This is a genomic window from Paenibacillus sp. JT31N17, assembly GCF_056269255.1.
Map to the genome: position 1 here is coordinate 1673951 of NZ_JBWDNP010000001.1, position 26643 is coordinate 1700593.

28 protein-coding genes and 1 pseudogene are annotated in these 26643 nt (G+C 46.0%); 2 read left to right on the top strand and 27 right to left on the bottom strand.

Going from position 1 to position 26643, the window contains the following annotated elements; translation table 11 throughout:
* Nucleotides 1-171: 171 nt before the first annotated feature.
* The 7 genes from AC0YOB_RS07030 to AC0YOB_RS07060 form a co-directional block, all read right to left on the bottom strand.
* On the bottom strand, nt 172-1374 hold the full coding sequence (locus AC0YOB_RS07030; protein ID WP_475792155.1) for a macrolide family glycosyltransferase: 1203 nt from the start codon (nt 1372-1374) through the stop codon (nt 172-174).
* A gap of 127 nt (nt 1375-1501) precedes the next feature.
* Nucleotides 1502-1933, bottom strand: a complete 432-nt coding sequence (locus AC0YOB_RS07035; protein WP_475792156.1) for a hypothetical protein — start codon at nt 1931-1933, stop codon at nt 1502-1504.
* Nucleotides 1917-2390, bottom strand: coding sequence for a MerR family transcriptional regulator (locus AC0YOB_RS07040; protein ID WP_475792157.1), 474 nt, complete (start codon nt 2388-2390; stop codon nt 1917-1919). The genes AC0YOB_RS07035 and AC0YOB_RS07040 overlap by 17 nt, the downstream gene beginning before the upstream one ends.
* Nucleotides 2391-2603: 213 nt before the next feature.
* Nucleotides 2604-3248, bottom strand: coding sequence for an MFS transporter (locus AC0YOB_RS07045; protein ID WP_475792158.1), 645 nt, complete (start codon nt 3246-3248; stop codon nt 2604-2606).
* Nucleotides 3245-3820 carry an MFS transporter gene (locus tag AC0YOB_RS07050; protein ID WP_475792159.1) on the bottom strand — a complete coding sequence of 192 codons (576 nt, stop codon included), beginning with the start codon at nt 3818-3820 and terminating at the stop codon, nt 3245-3247. Before AC0YOB_RS07050 ends, AC0YOB_RS07045 begins: the two co-directional genes overlap by 4 nt.
* A 73-nt stretch (nt 3821-3893) precedes the next feature.
* Nucleotides 3894-4400 (bottom strand): GNAT family N-acetyltransferase, encoded by a 507-nt coding sequence (locus AC0YOB_RS07055; RefSeq protein WP_475792160.1) that lies wholly within the window; start codon nt 4398-4400, stop codon nt 3894-3896.
* Between the two features lie 72 nt (nt 4401-4472).
* Nucleotides 4473-4598, bottom strand: a complete 126-nt coding sequence (locus tag AC0YOB_RS07060; RefSeq protein WP_475792161.1) for a hypothetical protein — start codon at nt 4596-4598, stop codon at nt 4473-4475.
* Nucleotides 4599-4714: 116 nt separating this feature from the next.
* Between AC0YOB_RS07060 and AC0YOB_RS07065 the strand changes: the two genes are divergently transcribed.
* The gene (locus tag AC0YOB_RS07065) at nt 4715-5401 is read left to right on the top strand and encodes an SIMPL domain-containing protein (RefSeq protein WP_475792162.1); all 687 of its coding nucleotides are present in this window, start codon (nt 4715-4717) and stop codon (nt 5399-5401) included.
* A gap of 212 nt (nt 5402-5613) precedes the next feature.
* On the opposite strand, the gene AC0YOB_RS07070 is transcribed toward AC0YOB_RS07065, so the two are convergent.
* The 3 genes from AC0YOB_RS07070 to AC0YOB_RS07080 all read right to left on the bottom strand — a co-directional run bounded on the left by AC0YOB_RS07070 (nt 5614) and on the right by AC0YOB_RS07080 (nt 9150).
* Nucleotides 5614-6060 (bottom strand): LysR family transcriptional regulator substrate-binding protein, encoded by a 447-nt coding sequence (locus AC0YOB_RS07070; protein WP_475792163.1) that lies wholly within the window; start codon nt 6058-6060, stop codon nt 5614-5616.
* A gap of 149 nt (nt 6061-6209) precedes the next feature.
* Nucleotides 6210-7415 carry an alpha/beta fold hydrolase gene (locus tag AC0YOB_RS07075; protein WP_475792164.1) on the bottom strand — a complete coding sequence of 402 codons (1206 nt, stop codon included), beginning with the start codon at nt 7413-7415 and terminating at the stop codon, nt 6210-6212.
* 685 nt (nt 7416-8100) lie between these two features.
* Nucleotides 8101-9150: an aldo/keto reductase gene (locus AC0YOB_RS07080; RefSeq protein WP_475792165.1), complete on the bottom strand. Its 1050-nt coding sequence runs from the start codon at nt 9148-9150 to the stop codon at nt 8101-8103.
* Nucleotides 9151-9446: 296 nt separating this feature from the next.
* Between AC0YOB_RS07080 and AC0YOB_RS07085 the strand changes: the two genes are divergently transcribed.
* A complete protein-coding gene (locus AC0YOB_RS07085) occupies nt 9447-10373 on the top strand; it encodes an AraC family transcriptional regulator (RefSeq protein ID WP_475792166.1) in 927 nt (308 codons plus the stop codon).
* Nucleotides 10374-10517: 144 nt separating this feature from the next.
* On the opposite strand, the gene AC0YOB_RS07090 is transcribed toward AC0YOB_RS07085, so the two are convergent.
* From AC0YOB_RS07090 to AC0YOB_RS07170, 17 genes and pseudogenes are all read right to left on the bottom strand, one after another.
* Nucleotides 10518-11150: a flavin reductase family protein gene (locus tag AC0YOB_RS07090; RefSeq protein ID WP_475792167.1), complete on the bottom strand. Its 633-nt coding sequence runs from the start codon at nt 11148-11150 to the stop codon at nt 10518-10520.
* 275 nt (nt 11151-11425) lie between these two features.
* Nucleotides 11426-12304, bottom strand: a complete 879-nt coding sequence (locus AC0YOB_RS07095; protein ID WP_475792168.1) for an aminoglycoside phosphotransferase family protein — start codon at nt 12302-12304, stop codon at nt 11426-11428.
* 280 nt (nt 12305-12584) lie between these two features.
* Nucleotides 12585-12869 carry a hypothetical protein gene (locus AC0YOB_RS07100; RefSeq protein ID WP_475792169.1) on the bottom strand — a complete coding sequence of 95 codons (285 nt, stop codon included), beginning with the start codon at nt 12867-12869 and terminating at the stop codon, nt 12585-12587.
* A 299-nt stretch (nt 12870-13168) separates the two neighbouring features.
* Nucleotides 13169-13939, bottom strand: a complete 771-nt coding sequence (locus AC0YOB_RS07105; RefSeq protein WP_475792170.1) for an endonuclease/exonuclease/phosphatase family protein — start codon at nt 13937-13939, stop codon at nt 13169-13171.
* A 199-nt stretch (nt 13940-14138) separates the two neighbouring features.
* Nucleotides 14139-14576, bottom strand: a complete 438-nt coding sequence (locus AC0YOB_RS07110; protein ID WP_475792171.1) for a Calx-beta domain-containing protein — start codon at nt 14574-14576, stop codon at nt 14139-14141.
* Nucleotides 14577-14769: 193 nt separating this feature from the next.
* A complete protein-coding gene (locus AC0YOB_RS07115; protein ID WP_475792172.1) occupies nt 14770-15231 on the bottom strand; it encodes a GNAT family N-acetyltransferase in 462 nt (153 codons plus the stop codon).
* A gap of 76 nt (nt 15232-15307) precedes the next feature.
* Complete coding sequence (locus AC0YOB_RS07120) at nt 15308-15751, bottom strand: DUF6376 family protein (RefSeq protein WP_475792173.1); 444 nt, start codon at nt 15749-15751, stop codon at nt 15308-15310.
* A gap of 271 nt (nt 15752-16022) precedes the next feature.
* Complete coding sequence (locus AC0YOB_RS07125) at nt 16023-17864, bottom strand: oligopeptide ABC transporter substrate-binding protein (protein WP_475792336.1); 1842 nt, start codon at nt 17862-17864, stop codon at nt 16023-16025.
* Nucleotides 17865-17931: 67 nt separating this feature from the next.
* On the bottom strand, nt 17932-18855 hold the full coding sequence (locus AC0YOB_RS07130) for an ABC transporter permease (RefSeq protein WP_475792174.1): 924 nt from the start codon (nt 18853-18855) through the stop codon (nt 17932-17934).
* 26 nt (nt 18856-18881) lie between these two features.
* The gene (gene opp4B, locus AC0YOB_RS07135; protein ID WP_475792175.1) at nt 18882-19844 is read right to left on the bottom strand and encodes an oligopeptide ABC transporter permease; all 963 of its coding nucleotides are present in this window, start codon (nt 19842-19844) and stop codon (nt 18882-18884) included.
* Between the two features lie 5 nt (nt 19845-19849).
* Entirely contained in the window at nt 19850-20785 is a 936-nt protein-coding gene (locus tag AC0YOB_RS07140) for an ABC transporter ATP-binding protein (protein ID WP_475792176.1), read from the bottom strand.
* Complete coding sequence (locus tag AC0YOB_RS07145) at nt 20772-21788, bottom strand: ABC transporter ATP-binding protein (protein WP_475792177.1); 1017 nt, start codon at nt 21786-21788, stop codon at nt 20772-20774. The genes AC0YOB_RS07140 and AC0YOB_RS07145 overlap by 14 nt, the downstream gene beginning before the upstream one ends.
* 674 nt (nt 21789-22462) lie before the next feature.
* Nucleotides 22463-22762 carry a hypothetical protein gene (locus AC0YOB_RS07150; protein WP_475792178.1) on the bottom strand — a complete coding sequence of 100 codons (300 nt, stop codon included), beginning with the start codon at nt 22760-22762 and terminating at the stop codon, nt 22463-22465.
* Between the two features lie 44 nt (nt 22763-22806).
* Nucleotides 22807-23919 (bottom strand): TolB family protein, encoded by a 1113-nt coding sequence (locus tag AC0YOB_RS07155; RefSeq protein ID WP_475792179.1) that lies wholly within the window; start codon nt 23917-23919, stop codon nt 22807-22809.
* A 286-nt stretch (nt 23920-24205) separates the two neighbouring features.
* Nucleotides 24206-24481 (bottom strand): annotated as a pseudogene (locus AC0YOB_RS07160) (NUDIX hydrolase); the annotation flags it as partial.
* Nucleotides 24482-24626: 145 nt separating this feature from the next.
* Nucleotides 24627-25535, bottom strand: a complete 909-nt coding sequence (locus AC0YOB_RS07165; RefSeq protein ID WP_475792180.1) for an alpha/beta fold hydrolase — start codon at nt 25533-25535, stop codon at nt 24627-24629.
* A gap of 66 nt (nt 25536-25601) precedes the next feature.
* Nucleotides 25602-26222, bottom strand: a complete 621-nt coding sequence (locus AC0YOB_RS07170) for a PadR family transcriptional regulator (protein WP_475792181.1) — start codon at nt 26220-26222, stop codon at nt 25602-25604.
* Between the last annotated feature and the right edge of the window lie 421 nt (nt 26223-26643).

The following is a 26643-nucleotide window of genomic DNA, read 5'->3' on the forward strand; positions in this document are numbered from 1 at the left end:
TGGATATTGTTATTAGCAGTTGATTACCTGTCTGCAATAATTTATGTTTCTGGCTTATGGTAACATGTAATGAATATAATAGTTTCTTTTGGATTGCTATGTCGGCAATTAGGCAAATCATCTGCAATTACGATTTGTTGTTTGAGAAAAAGATTTGTGAAATTGACTCATTTAGATATGATTTTGACTTTTAAATTCGAAGATCTCATCAACCGCTTGATGATATCCCCCTGATTTTCGAAAGGATTCCCTTATATTTGCAACAGCTCTCTTGAAGGACGAGAGGCTTAACACTTGATCAACGGCTTCACGCAGTTGATTTGCAGTCACGCTTTGCATTTGTAATGCAATGCCTGCTCCGATATTGGCGACTCGCCCGGCAATCATCGGCTGATCCGCGCTTTGTGGGATTACAATTAGCGGAACCCCATAATAGAGACCTTCATTGGTGCTGTTCATTCCACCATGTGTAATGAATAATTTAGTTTGTTGCAGTACATCAGTTTGTGGAACGTAATTTTTTACGATGAAGTTATTAGGAATTTCCCCTAAATCAGAAATTTGGGTTCTATTCCCAATAGACATGACAATAGTATGATCAGTGCTCCCAAACGCCTCAAAACAAAGCTTATAGAAATCAATTGCTTGATTAAAGACTGTACCCAGTGAAATGTAAATGGGGTTTGTTCCCTTGATTGCAGTTAAATCGAAGTTTTCTTGAGTGAATCGCGAAGAGATGGATGGGCCTACAAATTTATAACTTTGGTCGAATGCTTCTCCATATGGTTGAAACTCCCTTGTTGTATAAACGATTGTAAGCGGCGCTGGATTACAAAATACTTCGTAAGAAGAATGGATTTCCACACCATATTTTTCCTTCACCATTGCCGTCAGGCTTTGAAATTTATCATTAATAGGTTTAACGATTTCTGTAGGGATTTTTATAGATAATTGTTCCAGCATTTTATCGAATGAACCTTTTGTCTGCGCAAAAGAAGTACAAGAGCTGATTGCAGGAAGCTTAAGAATTTGAGCAAGTAAACGTCCACAACCAAACATGGAATCATGGATGATGTAATCAAAGTGTTCTCCTTTGATCTGTTCAAGAACGCTTGGCACTACTATATCTGACGTAAGCAAAAGACCGTTGATTCGTTCAAGCAAATAATCTCTCCCACCCGAGATAAAGGCTTTGATAAATTTTTGATCGTCAAATGTTCGTACAGAGGCACCCGTCTGCTCAATACGCTCCCGAAAAGCTTCTATAGAAAAGTACACGACCTCTTCGCCCCGCGAAACAAGCTCCTGCACAACTCCAATCGTTGGATTGATATGTCCCTCTGATCCACCATTAATAAATAAAACACGCGCCATTTCTACCACTCCTTAGGTATACGGTTAGAGTAACGGGCACTGTCCCATACCATCGCTGAAATCAAATAAATGGAATCAAGTTTATCATAGTACAATACTTGAAAATCTCAAAATTCGGACATCTCTGTTACTGGGGTTGCTGACCCTCGTACTGCTTTTTCTTCATCCTTGTGCCCAGTATGATAAGGGCGACATAGATTACGATGGCGATCGAATCTATAAGCGCAGCCGTAAGCCCCGATATGTCAATCAACGCTGTTACACCAAGAATTACCATCAGTCGGACGATCAGGATCGCCGAGATCATCCATGCGGCAAAGCGGGTTTTTGATCGCTCGTTCTGGAATGACATGACAAGGAAAGCGAGGCCGAAGACCAGATTCTCCGCGGTGATGACGTGCCAGACATACGTGAATACTGTCCGGGTTTCCACGGATATCGCCTCAATGTCGAGCATCGGCAGCTCAGAGGATTGCCCGTTCCATGCGTGCGTGACGGCAAACAGCATCGCAAGGACGCCTGCAGTCAGATAATATAAATTCCTAACCTTGATATTCATCACAACCTTCCTTGGATATTCCCGGTTCGTTCTTGTGGATATCCTTGTAAATCTCGCGTACGGTCTTGGCCAGACGCTGGTCACTTTCGTTGTTAAAGTCCCTTAGCGTTTCGGCTGCGAGATCGAGCAGCCGACTGACCTTTTCCAGATGAGCAATCTTCTTGCGCGTTTCTGCGTTCTTGGCGTCGAGGAAAGCGGCAACCTCCTCACAGTAAGCATGGTCGATATTGTCCATGTCGCGGAAACTAAACTTCCCCCTGATCTCGTCAAGAGTAAAATCTGCATACTGCATGATCTGAATATTCATCAAATCGATGAGATCGTTCTTCGAATACCTGCGGTACCGATTGTCTTCCCGGTACGGGGAGACGATTCCTATCCGGTCATAATACCGAAGCGTATCCTTTGTCATCCCAAGCATCCGCGAAACCTCTTGTATAGAATAAAGTTTTTCCATGAACTCAAGATACCATTGGAGCCAACTCCAATGTCAATTTATTTTTTATTTTTTTGCAAAGAAGTTTTTGAATAACATGTTTGAATGGAAAACGGGACAGCTGCGTCTATGCAACTGACCCGTTTTATTTCGTATAAAAATGGATAACTGCCGCCTTCGGCTATTCCATGAAACTATAAGTGCGTTGCCTGCTTCTCTATTCAAGTGAACGCATTATAAAGTTTCGCTGTGTTGAGTATGAAAATAGTCGGACTTTGAAGCAAAAAGAACTTTTAATAATAGTATAATTCCGAATATCAGCGCCAAACCACATACCATAAGGCACACGAATTGTAATGAAATCATTTCCGCAATAAAACCAATAATAAGAGTCAACACAATTTGAATTAAGCCCTGTGCAACATCGGCTAAGCTTGAGAACCTGCCCATAATTGTAACGGGGACATGGTTTTGAACAAAAGTGGTATAACCTGCACCGGCAAAAGACATAAAAAAACCTAATAACACAAAAGAAACAGCAGCAGAAATAAAATTAAACGAAGCATAAAAAGTGATATAAAACAGTGTTGAAAGTACTGTGCCAGCACTCATATACCAGCGGTAAGATATTTTCTTAGCCATTATTGCAGCAACAGATGAACCTGCCAATGCTCCAAGGCCTGTCAGACTAATAATCGTTCCATAATTACTTACCGACAATTGCAAATGTAATCGGATATAAGTTGCTTCCTGTGAATCGACTGAATAGCCAATTATCATAGCAAGTTGAAACAGTGCGTAAATTATAAAAAAAAGTTTTGCCGTACTAATAAACCTTCCTACGACTTTCCAATCCTCAATAAGAAGTTTCTTAGTCATTGGCTTAACCGGTTCCGAGTTTTTTTGACATTGGGTAAGACAAAGATGATTAAAGCACAGACAATAAAACTTATTGCATTAAAGATAATACAAAAATCGGCATCCACTGTCATGATTAACAATCCAGAAATCGCTGGTCCAAGCAGAAATGCACCTGAGTTTACCATACTCATTATTGAGTTCAGTCTTTGACGATCCTCTGCAGGCATAATCTTTGTTATATAAACTGATGAACTTGGACCAAAAAACGAACCGAACAGGCCAATCATGAAGATAATCACGTATATCATCCAAAGCGAAGAAAGAAACGGAATAATAAAAACGAGACATCCCCGTACAACGTCAACGAAAATCATCAACTTTCTTACATTAACTCGATCTATAATACTGCCTGACCAAAGGTTCGTAAATAATTGAGCGATCGGCTTAATCACAAACAACCCAGCAACAGCCGCTGCTGATCCCGTAAGATCCAGAATCTTGATGTTAATGGCTACAAAATATATCCAATTGCCCAAATTTGAAAATCCAATGCCCGTCACTAAAAGTAAAGTCGCTTTCCAATTATTCATTATCGACCTCTTATCAGATGAGATTTATTTTCGATTCTGATTATATTGTACTCGCGCATCGCATTCTTTTCGCTTATGGAACCATAATTACTTTTTTCATAATATAATCATCCATGATGAATCCATTCCCGATATCCGCAATTTGTTCCCGCACGGTCCGGAAGCCTTTTTTCTCATATACTGCGATACTGGATTCGTTATGTCGATTGACCGTCAGCCAAATATAGCTTAGGTTCCGGGCTTTGCAGAGCTGCTCCAGGAATACCAACGCTTGACTGGCATAGCCGCGTCCCCGGTGCTCCCTGGCTATATAAAACTTGCTCAGGAAGAGCTTGCCCTCTTCTTCTCTGACCGACATATATCCGACTACGGAGCCATTGTGATGGATCGAGTAATATTCATAGCCCTGATATTGGATCTGATCCGTAATCGCTGGGACCGATTGGAACTTTTCAATCATGTAGTCAATCTGCTCGATTGTAATAATGGATACATAATATTCGCGCCATATTATCGCCGCCAATCGTGCCACCTCTGTGATTTCTTCCGCTGTATTTACATGTGGAAACATAAGCTTCATGACATATGCCCGCCTTTTCTGGATTCTCTCGCTTCATACTTTCAATAGATTAGCATAAATTTCAGCAGAAGGTTAGTCACAACTGGCAAAGCATGCAGAAAGAAACTTTTCCAGCTCGCCGCAATTAACTATTCCAATAAATACCATGCTGAACTCTTTAGCGTAACGAATAGCTGCCGCGCGGCTGCCATTCGGCATTGTGCTGTCGTGCCTCCCTTAATTGAAGTCACGTCGTGAAACTTCAAAAGGGATGGAATCATCGCGACCGTTGATAAATACATATATACCAATGAACGGGAAAGGTTGATGCGCTTATGTATTATTCTCATCCGCTGACTTCACCTGCTATGACGGCTGCTCCCTTATCTCACAATAACCGGCCATTGATTGAGGTTACGGGGGAAGGAAGGGTTTCAACGGCTCCGAACAGAGCCATTATTGTTCTAGGCGTAATAACGGAAAGTCCGAGTCTTGAAACCGCTCAAAGTGAAAATGCCGCTGCCGTAACAAATGTAATTAACGCCATGTTAAGCTTAAGCATTCCGAGAGAACAAATGCAGACGGTCACTTACAGTATTGAAATTCAGTATGACTATGAGGATGGAACTCAAATTTTTAGAGGCTACCGGGTGACGCATCTGCTTCAGATCATGATAGATAGAGTTGAGCAGACGGGAGTTGTTGTCGATACGGCTGTCAAGAGCGGAGCCAACTTCGTCTCAAGCATACAATTCACCATAACCAATCTCGAAATATACTATAACAAAGCTCTGTCGACTGCCATTCAAAATGCTGAAAGCAAAGCGAACACCATTGCAAGAACGTTAGGTGTAACCTTGGTTAGAACCCCAGTAAAAATAACCGAGGAAACACGGGTTAATGAACCGCCTATTCCCTTTCAAGCCTCGCTGCTCGCAGAAGGTGCAGCCGTTCCGACGCCGATCCAACCGGGGGAACTGGAAATCCGCGCTGTACTAAGAGTACAGTATACCTATTTTTGATCGTCGTTTCTCTTCAGCCCTACGCAATGCCCAGCAGTGTTAGTTTCACTTCCACATGTTTATAATAGCGGTCTCGATGTAGGCTCTCAAAGTCTTGATGAACGTGCGCATGGCGTATCCGACATATCTGTCGCTGCAGTAGATCAGACAAATGTCCTGAGAAGGACGTCGGATTCCTCAGGTGCACGACTTTGATGCCCGTATTGTGAAGATTATTCAGCAGCATTCGCGGCAGAACACAGGCACCAGCTCCGCTCTGTACCATCTGGGAGCAGGGAGGATAACGTCGTCGTCACCATATGCGGCTGCAGAGTGAACCCTCTGTCCATACAAAAGCGGTCAATCAGCTTGCGGTATTGATGATCGGGTGGGAACATGACCATCTTCAAGGCATGCAGCCTGTCCAAGGGGATGAAGCGCTCCGTGGCAAGGGGATCATTCATGCTGACCGCCAACGAGAACTCCTCGTGAAACAGGGAAATTGACGTGAGTCGTTCATCGATAACAGGTCCAATGGTTACGCCGACATCGATGCTTCGATCCAGAATTTGTTCTGTTACTTTCATGGTTTCCAGAAGGGACAGCGAGATGGCGGGATAGGTCTGATGGAAGTTCAGCAGCAGGTGCAGGCCATCCCCGAGGAACTGTTCGATACTCAAACGGCAGGTACCAAAACAGTGGATCATACGAGTCCGGTATGGCCGACGGGGAGCCGAAGCTTAGGGTAGAATACTTATCCATCCAATAAACATTCACAGGCGTGTCCAGTTAGCGAGACGGACTTAGATCAATTATAATCGGACCTGTACTAGCCCATAAAATTGCGAAGCAGACCAGCCAATTGTTCAGGACACTCCAAGGCCAGACAATGTCCACAATCTAATGATGCCAGCGTTACGTTTTCTGCGACAAGTCCGGCTACGCGATGAACTTCCCCATCCATGAAATACTCACCTCCTATTGCGATCACAGGCATCGTGAGTTTTCGCTGCATGTTCTTTTTAACGAAAGCAATGTTTTCAAAATCATTGCGATACACTTCGAATATGGGACGCAGACCTCCCGGACCGGCAGAACCGCGAACGACTTCATTAAGGAGCTCCTCTGAAATCGCACTTGGATCCAAACACTCGTCCCTCATCAATCTGTCCCAAAATTCTCTTTCCTTACCCGAGATTAAAAACTCAGGGACATCAGGCACAGCAAAAAAGATGATATGCCAAAACCAGTGATTGGAATAAACGTTCTCAGGCTTTAAAACGGACCAATCTTCCAATCCGAGACCCGGTAACATCATTTCGGAAAAAGAAAGCTTTTCCACCCTGTCCGGATATTTTGCCGCCAGTGCATAAGAGAAAGCTGCACCCCAGTCTTCGCCATGCACTTTATACGTATTATAGCCCAATTTTTCCATGAGCTGTGCAAGATCATCTGCAATATTATCCATACTATAGCCGCTCTTTGGTCTTCCAGAGTCTCCAAAACCGCGAACATCGGGTGCAATGACAGTATAGCGATCAGTCAATAGGGGGATCAGCTTATACCAGTAAAACGAAGTCTTTGGTGCACCATGCACAAGCAGCAAGGGTTCACCGGAGCCAGCGGTCACATAGTGGAGGCGAACTCCGTTGACCGTCTCACGTCCATGGATTACCTTATTCCCACTGTGATCATACATTTGATTGGGATCGAATTGCTGCTGTATATTCTCAATTGACCCATGAAAAGACTGAGTTTGAAGAAACCGGTTGAATTCATAATTTAAATACTGGCTCTTTTGGAGCAATTGATTCAAAACTACAGGGTTATGGCTGGAAGCGAGAAATTGTTTCACCTGGGTTTCCAATTGACGAAATGCATAATCCCAGGTATCTAAAGATTGCCTTCTTTCATCCGAAACCCCTCTTACTCTATTTATAAACGATATATACCCGGTTCTTCTGGAGCAACCATCTATTATGCTGTTGCAGGTTTGAATAGGATTCTGGTTCGTATCTCGATAATTGTTGTACAAGCTTATATCCTCCTCATAATGATCATGTAATTAAACTATGCGGGCAAGTGCCTAGAGGTGAGGGTGTTCATGTTTATTGCCCCATAATCCAATACAAGCAGAGGTTACCACCACGCTAAGGAGCTCTTGTCATTCAAATTTGACAAAAACTTTATCCCATAACGCAAAAAATCCGCGATTTACGCGGCTTTTAAAGAGATAATGCTTATGTCATCCGACTATTTGGATCGATTTTAGATAAACAGGCGCTGATACCCTAAGCTTGCGGGAACAAAAGGACAGCTATTTGAACATGGAGGATAAATAAAAAGCTGATGCTGCATAATTCGCTATCCCAGGCACCAAAATATGCACAAAGCAAGAACCGGGGTTTCAATGAGAATTACAGCCGCCTTAAAATTGTGTTGTTCCCCGTTTCATTACCATTAAATTTAATTTGGCTTTACCATTTTAAATATTCTTTTTAAATAAAAAAAGCATCCCTCTTTACAAAGGAATGCTTACAAGGTATAACTGCCCGTACTGAAATCAATCTCCCCGTCGTTTCCGCATTAACCTGCTATTGACGGACAGCAATCCATCTGCGACTAAATCCTTGAGATATTAATTCCGCCACTCCGCTTGTTAGAAGACCAAACGAATGATGAAACCGGCGGGAGTCGGCCAATTGCTGTATCTCCTGCGTCTACCGCGGACCAAAACGCCTCTCGACAGGTTCCAGCCTGCCATTTTTTTGGAATTCAACCATCCATCCCGGATATTCGGGCGGAAGTGCGCTTACCTCATTGAGAAGCCGAATTTCTTCATCGGTCAGCTCCAGATTCTCGGCAGCCAGATTTGCCTCAAGCTGGTCAAGCCGCTTCGCGCCAACAAGAACGGAGGTTACGATGGGTCTGGTCAACAGCCACGCCAAAGCGACGACGGCCGGGGTTGTTTCATGCGCCTCCGCAATGGGTTTAAGGGTGTCAATAATGTTCCAGGCGCGCTCCTTGTCCACAATCGGAAAATCGGCCGCCGACCGCCGTGAATCTTCCGCCTTTTGGTTATGACGGTCGTAACGGCCTGACAGCAGACCGCCCGCAAGCGGACTCCAGACCAGCAAACCCATTTTTTTCGCTTCCAGCATCGGTGCCAGCTCACGTTCCAGATCACGGCCGGCGAGGGAATAATAAGCCTGAAGCGTTTCAAAACGGGCCATGTTTTTATGTTTCGAAATACTTAGCGCATCTGCAATTTTCCAGGCCTGCCAGTTGGATACTCCAATGTACCGGACTTTCCCTTGTGTAACCAAATCATCCAGCGCCCGCAAGGTTTCTTCAACAGGAGTCAAGAAATCATCGAGATGGATTTGATAAAGGTCGATATAATCCATTTGCAGCCGCTTCAAGCTGGCATCCACGGCATCCATGATATGGCCTCTTGAAGCTCCCACATCGTTCCGGCCCTGTCCGACCCGCATAGCTGCTTTGGTAGCCACTACGACATCTTTCCGCGTTATCCCCAGGTTGCGAAACGATTGGCCAAGCGTGATTTCGCTTTCGCCATCGCTATAAACATCTGCTGTATCAAAGAAGTTGATGCCGGCATCCACACTCTTTTTTACCATCTGCTCCGCTTCTTCTTGCCCGACTGAACCGACAAATTTATATATCCCCTGGCCGCTGCTGAAGGTCATGGCGCCCAACGCGAGCCGTGAAACCAGTAAACCTGTATTGCCAAGTTGCTTGTACTTCATTTGGAATAGCCTCCTTGTTCTCAAAAGCGTAACGTACATAGCCGGGGAGAGATTCATCAAAAGCTGCTTAATCTTTCCCTGACACAAGTTATTATAGTAGCATTCCCGTTTGGAACGATAGTTCATTCATACGGATTTTCTGCCTAATCATCCTGAATCGCAGATTAAGAAATGTCGAACGAGGAGGGACATGCAGCAGAAAGCCGTTCATAGAACGAGCGATCAGACTCATTGCTTTTCTTATTCTCCCATGTTTAAATATTGCCTAAGAATACAAACGAAAGAGGGACAAAGGAATGAATAACAATCAGGCAGATGTGAAGGTGATCCTTAACCGGCTGCTTGTCGCAGGCATGCAAATTCCTTTCAGCGGGAGGATTATGCAGACGACGGTCCCTTTTTTGACTGTTTTAAAGGAAAACAGCCCTACCTTGTTATCTCATGGAGTCCTCAAGCCATCCCTTTGTATTGTTTTACAAGGAAGAAAGAAACTGCAGATTGGCCCAAAGGTGATTGAATATGAAGCGGGAGACTTTCTGGCCGCAAGCGTAGATATGCCGGTCAACGGACAGGTGACGGAAGCTGCGGCTGATTCGCCATACATGGCTTTACGGATTGAACTAACTCCGGGAGAAGTAGCCGCCGTCGCTGCGGAAGCCGATTTGGTTCCCCGTCCGCAAACAGGATTGAAGCCGGGTATCTTTATAGGGAAGCCTAGCGTGGAGGTATATGAAGGTTTTGAAAAGCTCCTCCGGCTGTCGTCTGACGCCAGAGCGGCCAATTACCTTGCTCCAGCGGTAAAACGAGAGATTATTTACCGTTTATTAGACGGCGAAAATGGAGCGCTTTTTTATAATAACATGTTATTGCATCAGGAAGCTTCCGGCATCAGCAAAGTGATTGACTGGATCAAGGCCAACTTCGACAACCCCTTCACGATTGAGGAACTGGCCGAGCTGGGGAATATGAGCGCTTCGAATTTGCACTATAAATTCAAAGAAGTAACCGCTATGGCCCCATTGCAGTATCAAAAGCGGCTTCGGCTTCAGGAGGCGCGCAGGCTGCTGCTTGACGGGGTCAATGTGACAGAAACGGCGCTGCGCGTCGGTTATCAAAGCTCAACGCAATTCAGCCGTGAATATAAAAGACTGTTCGGGCTTTCGCCGCTGCAAGATATTCGGACAATTATCCATGAGGGCCGGCGGCAGGCAGAGAACGGATAACGTCGGCAGGTCAGTTGTCTGTTCGATTTCGCGTGCCGAAGCAGCTCATTCGTCAAACTGTGTGCAGAATCTGACTCTTGAACCGGAGCGCATCTTTTCAAATCTACTTCTGCTGTTGTTGGCATATTGATTTCGCCAATTGTCTTATTCACGCTTCACTGAGCTCACCGGTCCGAAAACCGGAGCTAATTTTGATGTTGAAAGCTGCTCGCCAAGACCGAAATACTCACAGAAATTCATAATCATCGGGTTCCATTTCGAAGGATCGACATCGTTTGAGTTTGCGTCTATTAGAAGATCATCTTCGATATGAACTTTTTCGATGCGTACTTCAATGGCGACAAGGGAACTTGGTTCTTCGAAGGGATGCAGCTTCACAAACTTGGCTTCCATATGGACGGGACATTCTTTGACGCGCGGTGCGCGAACGATTTGTGACGGAAGCCGGGTTAACCCTGCGACACCGAATTTATCTGCTTCATGCTGATAGCCCCTCATTGCTTTGGATTCTGGCACCGGATTGCGGCCTGTTAACAGAGTCAGCCGATCAACCGCGGGAATCAAGTCAATGGATGGCAGATTAAGCACACACTCATGTTCACGGATCAAATTCTGAACTGTCTGTGACTTGCTGCTGAGCCCGAGCATACACGATTGATTGAGCCACCAGGCTGAGGACATAGGTGCCAAATTAGGCGTCCCGTCTTCATTGATCGTACTAATAAGCACGACAGAGGAGCCAAAGTACAGAATTTTGGGTTCGATTACCTTATGCATAACAGCTTCACTTCTCCCTGATCAATTTTTAATTAATGTATCACAATCCTTTCAAGTGTTATACGGATATGGAATAAGACAGCAAGATTGCAAAGGTGTAAATTCCTTACAGCCAGCGGTTTAGTTTTAGCCTGGACACTCGAAGATAATGTATTAGCGATTGACTGCCCGACCCCTTAATGAACAAAAAAAAAAGGAGCTGCCATCAGGCAAGGCTCCTCCACTATCGTGCCCGGTTATCGTAATAAACGATCGTTCGGCACAACACCTATCTGCTATTCATTCAGTAAAATATCGATAACCTTCTTCGCTTCTCTTACAGATACGGATTCCTTATCCTCCCATGCGTACGTTATTAGTGCCTTCCATAACGCCCAGCCTCTTGCCCTGTTTTCCGTTTCAATGTCAAGGCCTGTAGATTGAAGGAATACTTTCCTGCTCTTGTCATCAAAAAATGTCCATGCCATGGTTAATTCTACTGCAGGATCGCCAACTGCCATTATGCCAAAGTCAATTACACTTGATAATTTGCCGTTCTTGACAAGAAGATTTCCTGGATTGATGTCACCGTGAATCCAAACAGGCTTTTTGGTCCATTCGGATGCTGTTGCTTGATGCCATATTTTCAGGCACTTTTCTGCATCTGCTAGCCCCCCCAGAGTTTCAAGGGCTGATAAAGTCCAATCGTTGAGTACAGTTAGAGAACAACCTCTAAAATAGTTATGCTCCCCACCTGCAGGACCTTTCGATGCGTCGATTCTTTGAAGCTCCTTTATAAACATAGAAAGATCTACGGCAAATTCATTCATATCTGAAATGTTGTCATGCCTTAAGGTTTCTCCGTCAATCCACCTGTTAACTGACCAGTAAAAGGGGTAATCTTCGCCGGGCCTTCCTTTTGCCAGAGGAACAGGAATAGGCAGCGAAAGATGAGGTCTTAGTTCTGGCAGCCATTGCGCTTCTTTCTCAACCTGCGGAGCGTGACCTTCGTCTCTTGGCAGCCTCACACTCATCTCATCGCCCAAATGAAATGTAAAGTTGTCATATCCACCTTTTTCAACAGGCTTGACAGGTAAGTCTGCCCATTGAGGAAATTGCTTGCTTATTAACCTGCGCACTAAATCGGTATTTATTTTGTCAACACTAAAAGACATATAGGTCCCTCCGTATTTTGGTATTTGCACGGAAGGGATCAGTGCAAGCTATTATCCCTTCCGCACCTCGAATGTCAATGCATGGCCAGCGGATTTATTGGTTCTCATTATAATCACTCGCTTTCTAAAAGGATAAGTTCATATTATCCCAGGCGAAATATTGTAGCAATAGTAATGTGAAATGGATACATTCAACGCAACTGTCCGTTGCTTTCAACAAACGAAAAAAGGAGTTGCCGCGCGGCAAGCTCCTCACTGACGTGCCTCTTATAAATTCATATTACTTGGAAGAAGAGGACCGCCATGTCCGGCGTGTCTTGTTCTTTAGATCCCGTGCTCCGAGAATGCCGATAGAGCTGGAGGTGAAAACACCTGGAAACGAAGGAAGCGCAGCGGAAACGAAAGCAACTTTGAACGCAGCTTGGTTACTGGTGACAGCTGATTTGAATATGGCTGTGAATTTGCCCTTGGAATCCGTAATCGTAATGCCAGGAATAACGGCGCCAAGCGTGCTGTCGAGTACGGAGAAGATGACGACGATTCCGGCAGCAGCCCGCCCTTTCACGAGTACTTGTCCCGAAAGAGTCGAGGATTCGCCAGCTTGTATTAAGCTTGGTACCGCAATCATATTAATAGATGCTTTTTTCCGTTTTGTTGAATAATCCCCCACCATAAACACCCCCGTTTGCTGAGACATCATATGACAATATATGAAAATAGCGATCATATGGTTTGGGCTAATTCAAGAGCTTTGAAGAGCATGCCAAAAAGAACTCTGGATTAGAAGAGTTCTTATCGCCATATTGGATTATCATCCGACAATTTTATAGCTATCTTTTCGATCCTTTTTCCGGAATAGAAGCCTCAACTCAGCCTTAACGATGCAACCACCGGATAATGATCTGAAGGATAGCGGCCCTCATACTTCTTGCGATTAATAAGGACGGATGCAATTTGAACCTCTTCCGTGACATAAATATAATCGATGGGTTCTCCGATTTCGCCGCCCTCAAAGCCATGATAGGTGCTGCCAACCTGCCTCTCATTCAAAGCAGCGTATACATTGATCAGATTCGTCTCATTTAAGATCGTAATGACATCGCTTTCAGGATGACTGTTAAAGTCACCTGCCAGGACGGCATGAATTCCTTTCTCGCTGCATAAGCCGCCTATCCGCTGCATAATAAGCTGGATGCCTTTCGTTCTCGCCTCCGAACTCACATGATCCAAATGGGTGTTGAATATATATAAGCGCTTCCCGCCTTGCATTCCGAGCTGTACCCATGTACAGATCCGCGGACAGGCTGTATTCCAACTCCTATAGCCCAGCTGTTCGGGATGCTCCGATAACCCGAAAGTACCGCTTTGTAAAACTTCCAGGCTGCTTCGGAGGTAAAATATTGCGTTGTGCTCGTCTTCTTGCCCGCCTTGCCGCCCTTCTCCTACCCAAGCATAATCCGGCAGCAGCTTTTCCAGTTCCTTCAGCATCGCGTAGGATCCTTCTTGCGTGCAAATAATCGATGCACGAGATTCATGTATGACCTCAACCACTTCCGAAACGCGGTTCGGCCATGCATTTGCACCGTCCTGTTTGACGTTGATGCGAAGATTAAAGGTCATGACTTTCAAATCCATTCCTTTGCCTCCTATTCATGCGTGCCCTATAGAATGATCAAATATAATCTACCATAAGAAACGCATTCGGATAACAAAAAGAATTAAAATTCCTCCAATGCGTAGATGGCAGCGGACGCAAACTGTATGTTCATTGGCGTCTTGTTCAAATGATCCTGATTGAATATAACCACTTGCGTCTTCGCATTGGACCCCGGAGTCACACCGCCTTCGGGATCCGGATCGACGAGCTTGACCGTAAAGTTCTCCCTGTATTCAACCAATGAATCATCAACGAGTGGGATTTGTATGAGCTTGCTCGTTTTCCGTCCGCGAATGCTACAACTCCGTGCGAACCTTTAAAATCGGCGCCTTCTTCGATTGTCCCGGATTTGGTATTATATTCGATGATAGCGGTTCCTGCGGCAGAACCCATCCGCACAAGCTTGATCTTGACGATTTTGGATTCTTCCAATTCGTAGACGGTAGACGCAGTAAACTCCACGCTTGTGGTCTCATTGTCCCGAATCAGCACTTCGTGTTCGTACCTGGGCGGAATATAGATGCTGTCCCCTTCTCCGGTCGCTTGCAGCTGAATCCTGAAGCTTTCAGTTTCTTCAGCGATCGCATCATCGATGATCGGAATTGCTATCGGCATTTGTCGCTCTTTGTCGGCTTCCTATTCGCCAAGTTGTCCCCATTTCTACACACCGCACCATTTCCTGCACAACGAAAAAAACCACTCCCCTGGAGTGGCTGGCAGCAAGAGTATCACGGACACCGGACGAATTCGCATAAGCGTCAAACTCAGCATACCTTCAACACGACCGGAATCAATGAGAAGAAGAGGATCACCAATGCTTTTCCATGGCTTCTTCACATCGAAAAAAGCCGTTTCTTGAATAAAACGGCACACTTTCGCTACTAGGCCAAAGGATAAGAAACTCTATATAATTCTCTTTTGACCATTGTTCCATAGCGATATGAATCTTGGTACCGATACCTTGACTTCTAAAATCGGGGCGAGTATAGACGTTGGTAACATAGCCGAAATAAGGGTCCGGAGTCTTACCAGGCCTCGGAACTTTATGTATTAGCTGCAAATACATATGCGATACTATATTTTTTTCAACCTCTGCAATCCAAATGTACCAATCTCCGCCTTTTATCGCTTTTATCAAAAATTCGCTACAAATTTTATGAAACTCTTCAAAGCTCGCTATACCACTACTGTGCTCATCTTCTGAGAATTCCCAACGCATTTGAACAAGTTCATCAACATCGACTAAAGTAGCCAATCGAACTATTGCCATACATGCACCTCTTTGATTTGTATATGAGCTTTCGATTTGCTGCTATTTCATTAGGAGGCCGGATCAACCGGCCGCCTTACCCGCCTAAATTGTTGATCTGCTCCATCAACCGCGTAATCTCAGTCAGCGTCTGAACAATCTGGGAATCTTTAACCGCCTGTACAGCCGGGTTGTCGTTCAACAAGCTGTTCAAAATCTGATCGATCTCTTGCTGGAGCGCAGCGTTGTAATTCTGCAGCTTGGGATGGAGGTCCTCAGCAATAGCAGGTGCTTCCAGTGCGTTGAAATCCGCCACCCGCTGCTTCATGGCTTCCAGCTCTGCCACCAGCCTTTCCTTTACCTCCGGATCGTTCGCTGTCTGCTGCGCCATGTCGGGCAGCTCCCGGGCAAACTCGGCAGCCTGATCCACATACGTTGTCGCTTCGCTTGTATAGTTCACGGACTGGTCGATCTGCTCCACCACCGAACAACCCGTCAGGCTCGCAATGGCCACCAGAAAGAGCGCAAGCTTCATTTTCATCTCGGCATCAACTCCTGTTCATCTACCTGTTTATACTCTCCATACCCTAAATACGTTTCACAAAATCGCTCTTGTCATTCCTCGACGAGATAACGATACATTTACTTTTATTGCCGCCAGCAATATCAGAAGAAGTCAAACAAGCCTTAGTCCGATGGAATACCGGACTAAGGCTTGTTTGTGATTTCATTATATAATTGCCTGCTTGACGTGGTAAGTTCTCCGAAAGTAGATGGATCTACTTTCAGAGAAGCTTCCTGCTTTCATCCTGTTACTTTCCATCTACAAACGGTTTATCCTGCGAGACGGCCAGCTGGTAGAGATAGACATCTGTTCCATCCCCGATCGCATAATTGAGAATCCGCTTATTCACCGGCACGAGTATAGCACGATAGAGTGTCGGGAATACAGGAATCTCCTCAACCATCAACTGCTGCCATTTCTTGTAAATATCCTGGCGAACCTCCACGTCGAACGCTTCTTTGGAAATGCCTTCGGCAAGCAATTTATCCTGTTCTTCATTCGCAAACCGAGGGAAGTTATAGATGGCGTCGCGTCCATAAAGTCCTGAAGGATCAACGTCGATGCCTACTGACCATGCGCCCTGGAATACATCTACCTTCGGATCGTCTTCGCCGTTCGCGCCGACCCGGTCATAGAAGGTGTTGAATTCGACCATTTCAAGCTGAACGTTTAATCCGATTGCTTTCCACGATTGCACATAGTAACGCGCTAACGGTTCTGCGATATCGCCGCCGGTCATGGAAATGAAGTTAATGACCAGTTCACTTCCGTCCGGATTGGTTCGGTAATCGCCGTTTAGTTTGTACCCGGCATCGTCCAATAGTTTTTTGGCCGCTTCCGGATCGTATTTGACGCCTGGATTTGTGGCATCGTGATACTCCGGATGGGAAGGCGGAATCAGTGTCGTGGCGTTCCAGCGCAGACCATGATAGAACTGTTTGCCCACCTGATCATTGTCTACGGCAAGCCACATCGCTTTCCGCAAATTCACATCGGCCATTTTCGCCTTATCATCCGGAGCGACCTTCCCTGCCGCCGCATCCCATTTCCCCAGCTTAAAGCCGATGTACGTATAGGCACGATCGATTGTACCCAGAAACTCTACGTTTGTCATATCCGCATTGTCCGGGTACTGGTCAACCGGGAAGGAATCGACGAGATCAACTCCGCCGCTTTCCAGCTGCTGAATGACGGTGGTCGGATTAATGACCTTGAGGACTACTTTATCCAGGCCAGGCTCGCCGCGCCAGTAATCCGGATTTTTGGTAAAAACGACCGATTCGCCAGGTACGATGCTTTCGATCTTATACGGTCCGAAGCCAATCGGTTTCTCACGCACTTCAGGCGATGAGGAAATTTTCTCGACAGGTATATTGCCGAAAATATGTTTCGCAAGCGGATAGCTCCAAATCCCTCCGGTTAATAGGGAAGGTGTAGATTGAACATACGTAATCTTCAGCTGCTTCTCATTAAGCACTTCAATGCCGGAGATCGTTTTCGCTTTGCCTTCATGGTATTCCGTCATGCCGACGATATTGGTGAAGCTGGAATCGTAACGCGGACCATCGTATTTCGGATTGCCGATCACCTCGTGCGCGAACAGCCAATCCTCGGCGGTAACCGGCTTGCCGTCCTGCCAATTGACATTGTCTTTGATGGTGAACGTAAACGTGCGTCCGTCTTCCGACGCTTCATATGTAGCTGCGCCGTCATTCGTATACACATAGCTCTCATCCCAGGTCAGCAGCCCTTCGTCAAACCAACTGAGTACCTGCGCGTCCGGGTCGCCGGAATAGAAATTCCAGTTCAGCGTCCCTTCAAATGGCGTATCGGACACGAGACCGAATGTGATGGAACCCCCTTTAATCGGTTCGCCCTCATTTTTCTTCACCTTGCTGAAATCATCAATCGAATACAGGCCGTCGTCTTCAGCCGGCTTTTCACTCTCAGCAGGAGTCGTGCTGGCCTCCCCTTCAGTTGGAGCCGTGCTGGCCTCCTCTTCCGTCATTGATGGGGTGTTCGTCTCATTACTGCTCCCGTTGTTGGAGCAGGCGCCGAGCATTAGCGTAAACACAAGAAGCAGCGGCATAAATACTGACCATGTCAATCCTGGTTTCTTCTTCAAACGATCTCCTCCTAATAAATTGAATGCCTCTTTACCCTTTCCTCTGTCTTGCGTCCGTCGCGCGCTTTAACGCTTGACCGACATTGTTTATGCAAAGCATCAGCACCAGAATCAGTATCGATGCAGGTAACCAAATCCACCATCTGAATTCCAGCGTCTGCGGGTTTGTGGCGTAGCTGACCAACGTACCCAGGCTGGGCGTGCTTTCGGGGAAGCCGAACCCCAGGAAGGACAAGCCGGATTCCAAGCCGATATTGGCCGCCAGATTCAAGGTCATCGTAACGATAATAATGGAGCTCAGATTGGGCAGCACTTGCAAAAACATAATCTTCAGATGCGAGGATCCCACCGTTCGCGAAGCTTGCACATACTCCAGCTCTCTTTCCTGCAGCGCTTTGGAACGGATTAATCTGGCGATACCCATCCAGAGGAAGGAGGTCATAATAAGGGAGAACGAAACGATGCCGTAATTTGGGACGGCTGTAACGAATGCAATGACGACCATTAAGGTGGGAAGGATCATAAAGAAATCCACAAATCGCATAAAAAGGTTATCGATAAAACCCCCAAAGTAGCCGGATGCCAGCCCGATCAGAATGCCGATCAATCCGGTAAGCAGCGTTACGATAATGCCAATCGATAAGGAATTCCGGGTCCCGATAATGAGTTGGCCGAACACGTCGCGTCCGCCATAATCGGTGCCCAGCCAGAATTCCGCGGAAGGCGGCTGATTCAGCGCGAACAGATCTACGGTAACGATTTGCTCTTGATCCAATACAATGGAAACGCCGTAGACGATCAAGATGACAGCGCCCAGAAAAATCAGTGAAGCGAAAGCTACCTTATCCCGAACGATTTCCCGCCACAGAATTTTCCAGCTGGACGGGCTCTTATCCACTTCCTGCGGCGCAGGTGCCAACTGTGGCGCCGGTTTGTTCGCATATGCCTGTTCCATTCCATTCACCTCATGGTCCCGAGTTCTTATTTAATTCGAATGCGCGGATCTACGAAACTTAAGATGATGTCCGAAAGTAAAGCGCCAATAATGGAAGCCGCGCCGTATAATAACACTACAGCTGTAACTACGCTGAAATCCCTCAAGGAAATAGAGCTTAAGAACAGCTGCCCCATTCCCGGATAACTGAAGATACTTTCAATGAACACCGTACCTCCGATCAGACCGGTAATTTCATAGCCGAAAAAAGCGGCGATCGGCAATAACGAGTTGCGTAAAATATGCCGGTTATAGACGCGGGACTCCGAAGCCCCTTTCGCTCGGGCGGTTATAATGAAATCCTTCTGCTTCGTATCAATGATTTCGCTTCGCAAATACTGTACGGTCGCAACCGTTGTAATTAACGCCATGGATAAAGCCGGAAGCAGAATATGATAAACTCTGCTCATCGCATACGCAAGGGTGTCCGGAGCAGTGCCGGGCGTGACGCTCCCTTCGGTCGGGAACCAGCCGAAATGAAAACCGAACAGCCACAGCATCAATAGCCCGAAAATAAAAAGCGGAGCCGCAAAGCCCAAGTAGGTATAGCCCGTAATCGTACGGTCGGCCCAGGTATCATGATAACGGCCGCTTATAATGCCGAGCGGAATCGCAATTAGATAGGTAAGCACAAGGGTAAGGAGAGATAACCAAATCGTGTTCATCATCCGCTGCCCGATTAAGTCGGAGACCGGCATTTTAAAGCGGAAGGACTGTCCGAAATCGCCTTGCAGCGCCTTTACGATCCAATCCCAATACTGAACATACCATGGATTATTGAGGCCGAGCCTCTCCCTCTGTGCATCCAGCGCCGCCGGATCGATACTTGGATCAAGTAAGCCTGTCAGCGCATCTCCCGGCATCGCTTTCGCGAGCAGGAAGACGAGAATGCTCAACAATAAAATTTGGGGAACCATAATGATCAATCTTCGCGCCGTAGTCTTCCACATCGCCGTCACCCCTTCTCAGGCAAAGCCGCCAGATGCGTATCTGAAATGGGCCGTAACGGGAACGCCAAGCCGTCCGCATCAAAATATTGGTCATAGGCCTGCTCATATTCCGCCTTTACGGCCTGACGAAACTGATACAGCCGCTCCCGCTTCGAGGGATCCATATCCGGTATTGCCGTTATAAGGCGTTTTGTATAAATATGCTGCGGATTCTCAAAAATATCTGCCGTCGTGCCCTGCTCGACGCAGCGGCCCTTGTACATAATTCCGATATGATCACACATATGCCTGATAATCCCCAGATCATGACTTATCAATAAATAGGTAAGCTTTAATTGCTTCTGAATATCCTGCAGAAAATTAAGCACCTGTGCCTGTACGGATACGTCAAGCGCCGAGACCGGTTCATCGGCTATAATGAGCTTTGGCTTCAAAGCGATCGCTCTTGCAATGCCGATTCGCTGCCGTTGGCCTCCTGAGAATTGATGCGGATATTTATGTATCATTTCCGTGCTTAAGCCGACCTGCTCCAACAGCTGCTGCACCTGGCGCTTCTCTTCCTGCGCAGACAGCTTCTCAAAATTACGCAGCGGCTCGGCGACAATATCGAGAACGCGCTTCCTGGGGTTTAAAGAGGAGTAAGGATCTTGAAAAATCATTTGAATGTCCTTGCGGAAGCCGGGATGGCTTCGCAGCCCGCCCCCAAAGATGGGTTGTCCTTCGAAGAGAACCGTTCCTGAAGTAATAGGATTTAAACCGATAATCGCACGGCCAGTCGTTGTTTTCCCGGAGCCCGACTCGCCGACAAGGCCATAAGTATTCCCCTGTTCAATGGACAGATGGATACTGTCCACCGCTTTAATCGATCGAAGCTTTCGGTTGAAAATCCCGCCGCGCACCGGAAAATGGACCTTTAAATCCCTTACCTCAAGTAATGGCATGATGAGAACCCTCCTCTTTATGATTGGGGAAGTGAAAGCTCTTGTAGCAGGTGCATCTTACAAAATGACCTGGCTCGATCTCATGCATGCCGGGCTGCTCCTCATGCGCAGATTCAGCGATCCAGGGGATTCGCGTTCGAAAGCGGCAGCCCTGACGGGGAAGATTTTGCAGGGGCGGAACAATCCCTTGAATAACATGGAGCTTCGATTTCGCTTCTCCAGCGGAAGGTATAGACTGGAGCAGCGACCTTGTATAAGGATGGCGGGCATCAGAAAGGAGGGTGTAAATATCGGCGATCTCGACAATTTGTCCGGCATACATGACCGCCACGCGGTCCGCCATTTCGGCAACCACGCCCAAATCATGGGTAATCAGAACTACTCCTGCCTCACTGTCCTCTTTTAACCGTTTAATGAGCTCAAGAATTTGTAATTGTATGGTGACATCAAGGGCCGTTGTCGGTTCATCGGCAACCAGCAGCTTTGGTTCGTTCGCAATCGCGATGGCGATTACGATCCGCTGCCGCATTCCGCCGGACAACTCATGGGGAAACAGCCCGTAGGTATGCTCCGGACGGGGGATGCCCACTTTCGCCAGCAGGTCAATAACCTTGCGTTTTCTTTCCTTAACTGAACATTTCGGATGATGGAGGAGAATGACCTCGTCGATCTGGGAGCCGACAACCATGAGCGGATTTAAGGCCGATAAGGGGTCCTGAAAGATCATGCCCAGCTCATTGCCGCGCAGCTGATTCAGCTTGGAAGGAGGAAGATGAGCAATATCTTGTCCTTTGTAAAAAATACTCCCCTCGATCCTCGCCCTCGTATGCAGGCCCATAATCGAAAAGGCCAGCGCGCTCTTGCCTGAACCGGACTCGCCTACAATCGCCAGAATTTCATTCTTCCTCACCGTCAGGGATACATCGTCTACGGCTGCATAATAATCATCTGAAATGCGGAAGGAGGTTGTCAGATGTTCAATTCTCAATAATTCTTCATTCACTATAATCCCCCTAACGGTAAAGGAAATAAAATAATTAGTCATCAAAACATCTGAAAAATATAAATCTAACATTAATATGGTAGATAATAGAACATAGAACTTCCATATTTACCTTAATCATATGCCATATCTTAATGCTTGATTAAACTACTGTCAAGTATTAACATATTAGACAATATACGATTTAATTCGACATGACTATATGGATATTTGACCTATAACAATTCAAAAATAGGACATTGGTCTTGAAAAGGATTATATTCCCGGTCCTTCCAAACTAGAACTGCTTCCGGCTGTTCACGGTTCGATGAACAAGAGATCCTGCCACATCCCATCAGCATTATGATCTGAACTTTACGCAGTTGGTGGAACAGATAACATTTATATCCAGATTATTTGATCGTCCTCTCTCCACCATAATGTATTACAATGACCCATCCGCCCTGCTGCGTAATATAGCAAACAATTTGTTATATACAACTAATAACTTAAATGCTAATATTGTAATATATTCAAAGAGAGATGATCCAACAAATGGAAATTATATGTTTTTCTCACCCTTATGTTTAACGAATTTCGAAATAAATGTTTTCAATCCCTCGTATAAACATTTCCAATTCGCCGCCGCACTTCATCTTGATCGATACATACCCAGACATAAACGTGGATTTTTATTAAAATTCATGAATAAAAAAATCTAACATACTTCCAATATACAAAGTGATAAAAATAAGAAAGAAAGCAATTATATTAAGCACCAATAAAATACGGTCTAATTTGGATGTTGTTTTTCTTAGCGAAAGAATACAAAGAACAATACCTGCCGGAGGTAAAATAAGAGTCGATTTCAATCCCCAGTTGTTAAATTTCTGGTTATCAAATATAAAAAAGGCATCTACAAAAAAGCCAATAGCTGCAAGTAAAAATGTTGACAATGAAATGAAACGGAATATCGTGATTTTTTTTAATTTCAAAGCTTATATCACTCCCTCTCTTTTAAGTCCTTCTTCGTTTGTCATTAATTCTGCAGCGAATACGTTAAATGGACGATGCTGCTGCTATACCGGTCCCCGCTCCATTCGGTAAATGCCAGTTCTCTGCCTGAAGGGCTCCAAGAGGTTGTCAGATTTTCGATATTATCCGCGATCTGGGTGGACTTATCGGCTAACAGATCATATAGATACAGGCCTTTAACGGCTGTACCGTTCACATTGGCTGTCAGGCTGTAGGCAATCATCCGTTGATCCGGCGACCATGAAACGCCGCCAAGCTCCGTACCTTCCGCAATGATTGTTCGATTTCCCCCGTCTGCATCGCAAAGGATCATCGTTTGTTTGGGGTCGTTATTTTGCAGCACCAGCATTTGATTTCCTTCCGGCGACGGGAATAAGCCATAAACATGATCAAGATTCAAACTTGCCTTTTCCTTCGTATTCAGATCCAGAGCCTGCAAAGATTCATCGGAATTGGTATTGTAATAAATCTTATCCTTCATTTTTTGGACAATAAACAAAGCTTCCCCGCTTAACCCAGCCACAGCCGCAATCTCCCCGGAGGTGCTTGCCGTAAAGGCACCGCCGCTGTAGGCAGGGCCAATAACCGTTTTCTCATCAGCCCAATTGGCGCTAAGGGCCCCTGCGATTGGATCGCCCGTGATGCCGTATGATTCCAAAGTATCCAGGTCCATCACGTGGTAGACGGGATCGCCTAATGAGTATTCGCTATACAGCAGATGCTTCTTGCCGGACGATAAGACAGCTTCACCCAGGAACACATTTTCCTGTTCTTTTAACAACTCGTATTGTTTGGTATCCAGATGGTACAGATACAGGCTTCTGGGATAGGAATCCGACAGCTCTTCCAGGCTCATTTTGGCCAAGTCTTCGTTTTCTTTTGAAATAACGACCGTTTCATCATCCATCCAGTCGGAGATGGCTATATTCTCATAGTGATCAACTTTTTCCACGGAAACATCATTCACGCCTGCTTCTTCGCCGGCATCGTCAATGACCGTTGTGGTGTTTCCGGGCTCTTGAGTGACAACCTTGTTTCCGGCCTGATCTGAGCTGCAGGCAGTAAGAATCACCAGCAAAGCCGGAACAATTGCCAGCTTGCTTATTTGGATTTTCATCACTTGGATCGCCTCCTCGAATTCGGATTACAACCAGAAACTGAACAACACTAAATTAAACATCGCTAAACATGTCCTTCATATCGATCCCCAGTCATATTAATGACGTAAACTGGAAGCGATTTGTTGCATTATTCTTCCAATTGGCTTAACGCCGAGCCTGGTGCAGAACTTTATTCCCACGGTTTATCAAGACCTAAATTTATAAATTTCAGTCATAATAAAGGCTTCCGCATATTAGTCAAGTCTAATATGCGGAACCCTTTATATTTAACTATCGTCCCCGTTAGCATTTCTGTAGAGCGTTAAATTTCCACTTTGCAAAAAAACGAACACCCTCGGTACGATGGGAGTACGCAACTGTTAAGATACCATCTAATTCAACCTCTAATCCGGTTTCTTCTTTAACTTCCCGAATAGCAGCCTGTTGTAATGTTTCGCCCTGTTTCACCGCTCCTCCAGGGAGTGAGTAGCAAGAAGATTTATCTCCTTTATTTTTTACCATTAATATATGCTCGCCAATCTCATCGTAGAGAAGTACATATGCAACATCTACTCTTTTTCATATAATTCTAACCTGCTTTAATGTATTAATATCCTTATAAATATTCGTTTAATGACTTTATTATCGGCCCGTTACTTCAATGACAAGGAGCAGGTCGCCGTGGCGCCTGCTCCTATTTCAGAATCGTAAACCATCGTATTCTTTATGAGGCAAAGAATCGCCTTAACTCCTGTGCCACCAATTCCGGCTTGCCGCCTCGATTGGTATTGCTGACGTCGCACGCTCCGCCGTGATCAAGTCCGGACAATTCCATCCGTTTGGCCTGAGGCAGCACTTTTTCCAAAGCGTCGAGCGCAGGCTTTAGGTACGACAAGCCTTTACTACCGCCGAGTAACAGCGTTTCTGCGCTCAAAGCCTTAAATCGGTCCAGCTTGCCGGTCATCTCAACGAGCAGCCGTCCGTCATAATGAAGCGTAGGAGCCAGCATTCTCATCGTTACGTCTCCTTTCTTCGCCTTCTTGTCCTCGTTATCCATCATTTTGTTCGTCATGGACTCGAGTAGCCAGCGAGGGATGGCATTAAGCACCGCTCCGCCCAGTTGTAATCCTTTCAAGCAAGTGACGAGAGCGGCGGCAGTCCTACCTTGAGCGATCTCTTGGTCATAACGAGTCAGCCATTCCGTCCGCTCCGTGTTCATCAACAGCGCGGGTTCATAGAGGGCGACCCTGCGAATAGCGGGCAAGGCGAGCGCTGCTTCGAGCGCGATGAGCCCCCCCGAGCTGATCCCGAAAACATGGCAGGCGCCTGTTCGAGTAAAGAGCGCCTCCACATCTTCGACTTCCTTCCGGATATCGTAATCTTCGTTGAAGGGTCCGCTAAGACCCCGCCCTCGGCGGTCAGGTACGTAGACCGTGAACGCATCGGCCAGCCGCTCCGCGAGCTGCATGAAGTTTTGCGAAGATAAATTGGCGCCATGCACCACCACTATGCCCGGTCCTTGACCAAATTGGCGATAACCGATCGCGGTTCCATCACTGGAGGTTACCGAGCCGACTTTATAGGGGGGCTCCATCGTCGCTGGACTCGATTGAATAGGGGCTGCACTCATCATTCATAATGCCTCCTCAGAAATTGTCTAATTTGCAACGCATAAATTCGTATGTTTATCCCTACGATGTTATTCTTGATTCTTCAGCCGCTCCGCTATTTCGCGTATCCATTCCTCGTTCCAGAAAAGTTCGCCTATGCGAAAATCTTCGATGACTCCGTGCAACCATTCAAGTTCAGCCCCGAGCACGGCACGGTTATGCTCAACCTCCAGCATGAACAATCTAGGAACGGTCGTCTTGTACTTCAGAAGCTGCGAATCTATGCGTTGGATGGCTTCCTGAAGCGCGACCTCCCTTTTCTCGAATTGCCGCTGAACGTCTTCCGGTGTCAGAAGGGTGAGGAAAGAGATGGCTGCAGGAAAATCCAGATATTCTTGAGATTGAACCGAAAGCATCTCCCGAAGCCAATCCTTCGATACTTTCCTTCCCTCCTCGGTCAATTCATAAACGGTTCGATCAGGACGTCCTCCATCACTTAAGGTTCCTCGAACCGCAATGAGCCCATCCCTCAGCAGGCGTTCAATGGTCTGATAAATACTCGTACGCTGACGGACGTTAATAACCTCATCCTTTCCTCTTTCTTTGATCAGTTGCTGCATTCTGTAGGGGTGCATAGGCTCCTCGGCCAGCTGGGCAAGAACGGCTAACGCAAGTGATGATCGTTGGGACTTATTGGATTTGTTATTCATAGTTATAATATTACTATTACGTTTATAACTATGTCAATGGGTCCCATAAATGTTTCCAAAATAAAATCAGGCCGCCAGTTTGTGCTGGGGGCCTGATTTTATCATGCTTCATTCGCGTTCGAGCAAGTGCTCATGAAAAAGAAAAAGAAAAAGGACGCCCCTAACCTTACTCTATTTACGTTACTATAATTAACACGAGCTAATCCTTTATTTTCTGGCAGCCTTATTCCCGATCAAATTAAGTTCCGTTTAAAGGTGTTCCCTTCCCTTCCCCATAATATATTATCTGGAATGGGATCATGTTGCCTATTTTGGATTGCCAAATATAAGTCTTGACATCCGGACCAAAGTCCGTTTATATTTCAAACGGATCGTGGTCCGGTTTAAGAAAGAGTGTTTCCATCATTCATTCGATCATGGA

Coding starts and splice junctions, on each gene's coding strand:
- AC0YOB_RS07140 (WP_475792176.1), bottom strand. CDS start 20,785: ATGCCATTACTTGAGGTAAGGGATTTAAAGGTCCATTTTCCGGTGCGC.
- AC0YOB_RS07085 (WP_475792166.1), top strand. CDS start 9,447: ATGAATAACAATCAGGCAGATGTGAAGGTGATCCTTAACCGGCTGCTT.
- AC0YOB_RS07130 (WP_475792174.1), bottom strand. CDS start 18,855: ATGGAACAGGCATATGCGAACAAACCGGCGCCACAGTTGGCACCTGCG.
- AC0YOB_RS07080 (WP_475792165.1), bottom strand. CDS start 9,150: ATGAAGTACAAGCAACTTGGCAATACAGGTTTACTGGTTTCACGGCTC.
- AC0YOB_RS07155 (WP_475792179.1), bottom strand. CDS start 23,919: ATGAAAATCCAAATAAGCAAGCTGGCAATTGTTCCGGCTTTGCTGGTG.
- AC0YOB_RS07060 (WP_475792161.1), bottom strand. CDS start 4,598: ATGCCGAATGGCAGCCGCGCGGCAGCTATTCGTTACGCTAAAGAGTTC.
- AC0YOB_RS07040 (WP_475792157.1), bottom strand. CDS start 2,390: ATGGAAAAACTTTATTCTATACAAGAGGTTTCGCGGATGCTTGGGATG.
- AC0YOB_RS07105 (WP_475792170.1), bottom strand. CDS start 13,939: ATGGATTTGAAAGTCATGACCTTTAATCTTCGCATCAACGTCAAACAG.
- AC0YOB_RS07110 (WP_475792171.1), bottom strand. CDS start 14,576: ATGCCGATAGCAATTCCGATCATCGATGATGCGATCGCTGAAGAAACT.
- AC0YOB_RS07050 (WP_475792159.1), bottom strand. CDS start 3,820: ATGAATAATTGGAAAGCGACTTTACTTTTAGTGACGGGCATTGGATTT.
- AC0YOB_RS07065 (WP_475792162.1), top strand. CDS start 4,715: ATGTATTATTCTCATCCGCTGACTTCACCTGCTATGACGGCTGCTCCC.
- AC0YOB_RS07170 (WP_475792181.1), bottom strand. CDS start 26,222: ATGAATAACAAATCCAATAAGTCCCAACGATCATCACTTGCGTTAGCC.
- AC0YOB_RS07045 (WP_475792158.1), bottom strand. CDS start 3,248: ATGACTAAGAAACTTCTTATTGAGGATTGGAAAGTCGTAGGAAGGTTT.
- AC0YOB_RS07120 (WP_475792173.1), bottom strand. CDS start 15,751: ATGAAAATGAAGCTTGCGCTCTTTCTGGTGGCCATTGCGAGCCTGACG.
- AC0YOB_RS07125 (WP_475792336.1), bottom strand. CDS start 17,864: ATGCCGCTGCTTCTTGTGTTTACGCTAATGCTCGGCGCCTGCTCCAAC.
- AC0YOB_RS07035 (WP_475792156.1), bottom strand. CDS start 1,933: ATGAATATCAAGGTTAGGAATTTATATTATCTGACTGCAGGCGTCCTT.
- AC0YOB_RS07165 (WP_475792180.1), bottom strand. CDS start 25,535: ATGATGAGTGCAGCCCCTATTCAATCGAGTCCAGCGACGATGGAGCCC.
- opp4B (WP_475792175.1), bottom strand. CDS start 19,844: ATGTGGAAGACTACGGCGCGAAGATTGATCATTATGGTTCCCCAAATT.
- AC0YOB_RS07090 (WP_475792167.1), bottom strand. CDS start 11,150: ATGCATAAGGTAATCGAACCCAAAATTCTGTACTTTGGCTCCTCTGTC.
- AC0YOB_RS07055 (WP_475792160.1), bottom strand. CDS start 4,400: ATGAAGCTTATGTTTCCACATGTAAATACAGCGGAAGAAATCACAGAG.
- AC0YOB_RS07115 (WP_475792172.1), bottom strand. CDS start 15,231: ATGGCAATAGTTCGATTGGCTACTTTAGTCGATGTTGATGAACTTGTT.
- AC0YOB_RS07095 (WP_475792168.1), bottom strand. CDS start 12,304: ATGTCTTTTAGTGTTGACAAAATAAATACCGATTTAGTGCGCAGGTTA.
- AC0YOB_RS07030 (WP_475792155.1), bottom strand. CDS start 1,374: ATGGCGCGTGTTTTATTTATTAATGGTGGATCAGAGGGACATATCAAT.